The organism is Stieleria sedimenti, from assembly GCF_025060895.1.
GTDB classification, from domain to species: Bacteria; Planctomycetota; Planctomycetia; order Pirellulales; family Pirellulaceae; genus Stieleria; species Stieleria sedimenti.
Genome location: NZ_JANZKV010000053.1, coordinates 1 through 4,091, shown reverse-complemented (window position 1 = coordinate 4,091; position 4,091 = coordinate 1). Strand labels below are relative to the sequence as shown.

General features: G+C 57.3%; 4 protein-coding genes and 1 pseudogene. 2 read left to right on the top strand and 3 right to left on the bottom strand.

Annotation, left to right across the window (positions count from 1 at the left end; genetic code table 11):
* The first annotated feature begins 153 nt into the window (after nucleotides 1-153).
* The gene (locus tag NZK35_RS08285; RefSeq protein ID WP_259632064.1) at nucleotides 154-1,536 is read left to right on the top strand and encodes a DUF1559 family PulG-like putative transporter; all 1,383 of its coding nucleotides are present in this window, start codon (nucleotides 154-156) and stop codon (nucleotides 1,534-1,536) included.
* 581 nt (nucleotides 1,537-2,117) lie between these two features.
* On the opposite strand, the gene NZK35_RS08280 is transcribed toward NZK35_RS08285, so the two are convergent.
* Nucleotides 2,118-2,624 carry a hypothetical protein gene (locus NZK35_RS08280; RefSeq protein ID WP_259632063.1) on the bottom strand — a complete coding sequence of 169 codons (507 nt, stop codon included), beginning with the start codon at nucleotides 2,622-2,624 and terminating at the stop codon, nucleotides 2,118-2,120.
* A gap of 1 nt (nucleotide 2,625) precedes the next feature.
* On the opposite strand from NZK35_RS08280, the gene NZK35_RS08275 reads away from it, so the two are divergent.
* Nucleotides 2,626-2,865, top strand: a complete 240-nt coding sequence (locus tag NZK35_RS08275) for a hypothetical protein (RefSeq protein ID WP_259632062.1) — start codon at nucleotides 2,626-2,628, stop codon at nucleotides 2,863-2,865.
* A gap of 74 nt (nucleotides 2,866-2,939) precedes the next feature.
* Here NZK35_RS08275 and NZK35_RS08270 read toward each other — a convergent pair.
* A pseudogene (locus NZK35_RS08270) lies at nucleotides 2,940-3,284 on the bottom strand (type I CRISPR-associated protein Cas7); the annotation flags it as partial.
* 64 nt (nucleotides 3,285-3,348) lie between these two features.
* On the bottom strand, nucleotides 3,349-3,633 hold the full coding sequence (locus NZK35_RS08265; RefSeq protein ID WP_259632061.1) for a CRISPR-associated endonuclease Cas3'': 285 nt from the start codon (nucleotides 3,631-3,633) through the stop codon (nucleotides 3,349-3,351).
* Between the last annotated feature and the right edge of the window lie 458 nt (nucleotides 3,634-4,091).

Below are 4,091 nucleotides of genomic sequence, written 5' to 3'. Positions count from 1 at the left end.
GCAAGCAAACGCCAGAGAGGGCCGGCGCTGCGAAAAGTCTTGGCGACTTCCGATACGATCAACTCCGCCACTTATTCAATCGACGTCCCTTCGGGGGATGTCGGTCATTTTCTACCTTTCTTTGTCGTGTCGCACGCTTTGTTTGGAAACCCCATGAAAAACCGTTCCGCCAGTCTTGCCAATGTGCTTGGCGTCATCGTCTGCGTGGCCGTGGCTGCATCGCTCGTTCCGCGCACGATCCTCAAGCAGCGTGTGCAAGCGCGTTCGTCGGCCTGTTCCAGCAACCTCAAGACGATCGGGCTGGCGTTTCACAACTACCATGCCGCCTACAAACAACTTCCCGCCGGGACCGGTGGAACCACTGGAAACGACGATCCGGCCAAGAGCAACCAAGGCTTGCTGGGACCGCTGGTCGGCCTGCTTCCATTTTGTGAGCAGCAGAGACTTTGGGAGCAAGTGTCCAATCCTTACGAAAACAAACGGGTCGGAGTGGCATTCCCGCCGATGGGACCGATTCCCTTGTTCGCCCCCGCGGCCTACGAACCTTGGGGACGCGGTCCCGACATCTATCGATGTCCCGAATCGCATCCCCGTGATCAAGCCGAATCGACCGAAGTGATCCGTTCACTGCAGCTTCCGATCACCGCGATGGGTGTGACCGCCAGCTATGTTGCCAGTTACGGTGACGGAACGGTCATGCAAGGCAAGGTGATTCAGGGTCGGCCCGATGCGAATGAAGCGCGGAATCGGCGCGCCGCCAACCGCGGCGCGTTCATGACCAGCCAGTCACTGAAGTTCCGCGACTTTCTTGACGGATTGTCGAATACGATTTTTTATTCCGAAGTCGTGTCGAGTCAAAAACGGGATCCCGGCGTGAGCGAGATCGTTCGCGACGTCCGCGGTCTCAGCAAAGTCCCGGCATATTGCTTGCGTGCGGCAGAAGTAGACACAAAGCAATTTTGGGAGTTTGGACGCGGCAGTTGCTGGGCCGACGGCCGGCCGGTTTACACCGGGTTCCAAACCGTCCTTCCGCCGAATTCGCCCTCCTGCACCTCGGAACATGGGATGGAAGAACCGCTCGTTTCCGCGACCAGCTTGCATGCTGACGGCGTTCACGTTTTGATCGCCGACGGATCGGTCATCTTCATCACCGACGACATTGACGCGGGAGACCCCGCCAAGGCCGGCGCGGGCATCGGTCCTGATTACCTGCAGCCTGGAATGCAGAGCCCGTACGGTTTGTGGGGCGCACTCGGGACGAGGGCAAACGCGGAGACAAACGATGTGCAATTTCCGCAGGCAACTTCAAGGCCTCGTTCGTCCAACCGTGCACCGATGAACGCGTCGGTCTGGACCGACAAAACCAGGGGGGCACAACTGACGGCAGAATTCATCGAAATCAAAGACCAGAAAACGATTCGACTCAAACACGCATCCGGCACGATCCACGAAGTCCCCCTGCACACGCTGATTCCATCGGATATTTACCGAGCGATCGAAATCGACGTGATGCGCAAGAACCCACCGGGAAACTGACCGGCGGACGAAGCAAGTTCCGTTCAAACGGTTTGAGTTCAAACCTGCAACCACCGCAACGCCCGCCCTCCCTGACGATCCCGTTGGTGTCCAGGCTTCAGCCGCCCCCTCGGCACGCGAAGCGTGACCTGCCCCTTTTCCGATCTCCAATCACCCTTCTTCCCTTTTGCGCCGAAAAGCAACCAGAGTCGCCGATTGCGAACCGCCAAACCGGTGCCTGCCCCATTTTCTGCTTCGAACGATTTGCGGAGTCGTTGGTGTCCAGCCTTCAGGCGCATCCCCTCGATCCGAAGGATCGCTCCCCGCAATCCCGCCTAGCCCCCACCGACAACGCAACCAGCCGCGCTCCGTAAAAAACCCCCTTCCCCTTTCTGCCTGATCCATCAAGTCCTACGCCCTGCCGGGACGCCCCGGCCGATCACGATGCAAAACTCCGACCGCCGCGTCCAACCCCGTCGCCGCGCGCTGCAGGCAACAACACACTTCTGGCATTGGCGAGGTCAGAACAGCAGGTGCTGTAATGCCGAGATCGGCAACAAGTCGTCTTCGTGATAGCTCACATGCGTCGCGCCTCCGCGGGGTCAGGTGTTGTTCCGGAAACGAATATTTCCGGGATTGACGTCGGCGATGTAGATCCCGAAGGACTCAAATTCGGCCAAGATCTCTTGGACAACTGGCCAGTTTTCTTCAAAGTCTTCGCTCTTCTGCTCCCGCCAATCCCGCCAGACTTCAGGCGTGTAATCCGGCGGCCGGTCCAAGTACGCCCCGCCAAAGTCGAGACAAAATGGGGGGCTGACAATGGTCATCTCGATGGCCAGCAGTTCATCATCGAATCCCAGCAATTGTGGCACTTCATGCCCAAGCACCTCGGTGACTTCAAGGTCTTGAATCCGGTGAAACACGGCCAATTCGCGATTGTAGCCCGCTTCACGCCGATGAAACTTGACGGCAATCTCGGTCGGATGGGATAGAATCCGAATTGCGAAGACGGTACCCTGAGTTCCAACGCCCAGTGGAGAAACGACATCGCCATTTCGGGTTTCGACGTAGTGAGCCAGACGTTTTTCCACATCATCAGGAACTGACACGATGACTCCCACTGTTGTCTTTAGTGCCCAAGTTGAATTGCGACTGCGCGCGGGTGATCGGAACTACGAGTTAGGACAACTCGGCCCCGACTTCGCCTTGTTGAGAAAAGCAAGTCCGCTACAGGCCGGTGAAGCCGAGATCGAGAGCATCATCGATGGAAAATCAACTCGCCGCAGAATTCGGATTACGAAAAGCATCTCTGGTGATTGCAGGCGTTTTGCTTTTGAGTCGAGCAATTGAGTCAAAGACGATCCAAATCGGATCCCTACAAACCGCCGAGAATCGACGGTTCGAAATCAAACGGAGTCATTGCCTCAGAATGGACATTCGATTGTAATTCCGTCCGGCAGATCCTGGTCATCAATAGCGATTTCGTAGTCCTCAAACGAGCGAGCCGGTTTGTAGTCCGCGTCGGCCTCATCAGCACCACTTTGGTGAAGTTTAGATCTAATTGTGACGCGTTCAAACAGCTTGTGCGCGGGAGCATTCCCCAGTTCGCTTTGATGCTGAAACGTGACCAATTTCCTCGCCGTCATTTCACCTCGTGCGGCTGAACGGTCGAATTCGAACATTTGCTCAAGCGATTTCCAAAGCAGACTCATATCGTCTTCGGTGAAGTAAGTCTGCTCAGCCAGATGCGGATTGACGAACCCGTGAGCAACGTAGAGTCCTTAGGGGACCGTAAACTTGCGTCCCATGGTCCGTTCTTTTTCCAAGTCTTTTTCATTGGTGCCCAGCAATCGCGTAAGCAAATAAGTCACGAATCCCCCGCGGAAGGACGTCAGCAGCATGCTTCGCGCCTGCGGTTGAGTGGTCGACACGGCCGGGTCGAGATTCGGCACCCGCGTCTGGGTCGTTGGAGTCGATTAGATAACGCTGAAATCTGTCGGAGTACTTGCCTAAATCATGCCAACGCCCGAGTAGTTCGCCCCAAGTCCCCAATGACGGATGAATCCGCCCGAGAAATGTTCGGCAGAGAGCGGCCACACGCTGTTCATGCTGCTGCATCGTCTCCCACTCTTCTGGTGGGCGGCCCGGGAGGCTGTGGGCGTAGAAAATTCTTGGCGGATCCGGCGAGGACCCAGCGGCGGGGTCCGGCGTAGTCATCCCGAAAAGAATAACAATCTTTGTGACACGTTTGGTCACGGCGCGCCACTTTTTTGAAAACTGCCGCGGTGCTGTGATGGATCTACCGTGTCCGCTGTTTGTTGGGTGCCATCACTTCCATCAGTCGTGCTATCGCTCGCGATGTCTATGTGCTCGTCAATGGGCGGAACATTCGGCGCTGGAGGACCGGCGCAGGAGAGACGAGCGGGGACCGGACGACTCGCTCCGTTCCGATCACTCCGTTCAAGCCAATCGAGATGGCTCGGGGCCGGAGGACGCTGCAACGCGCTGCGACCCCGTCCGGGGTCGCAGGAGAGGATTTGGGCGCGTTCCGGAGGTGGCGCTGCGCTGACCTCCGG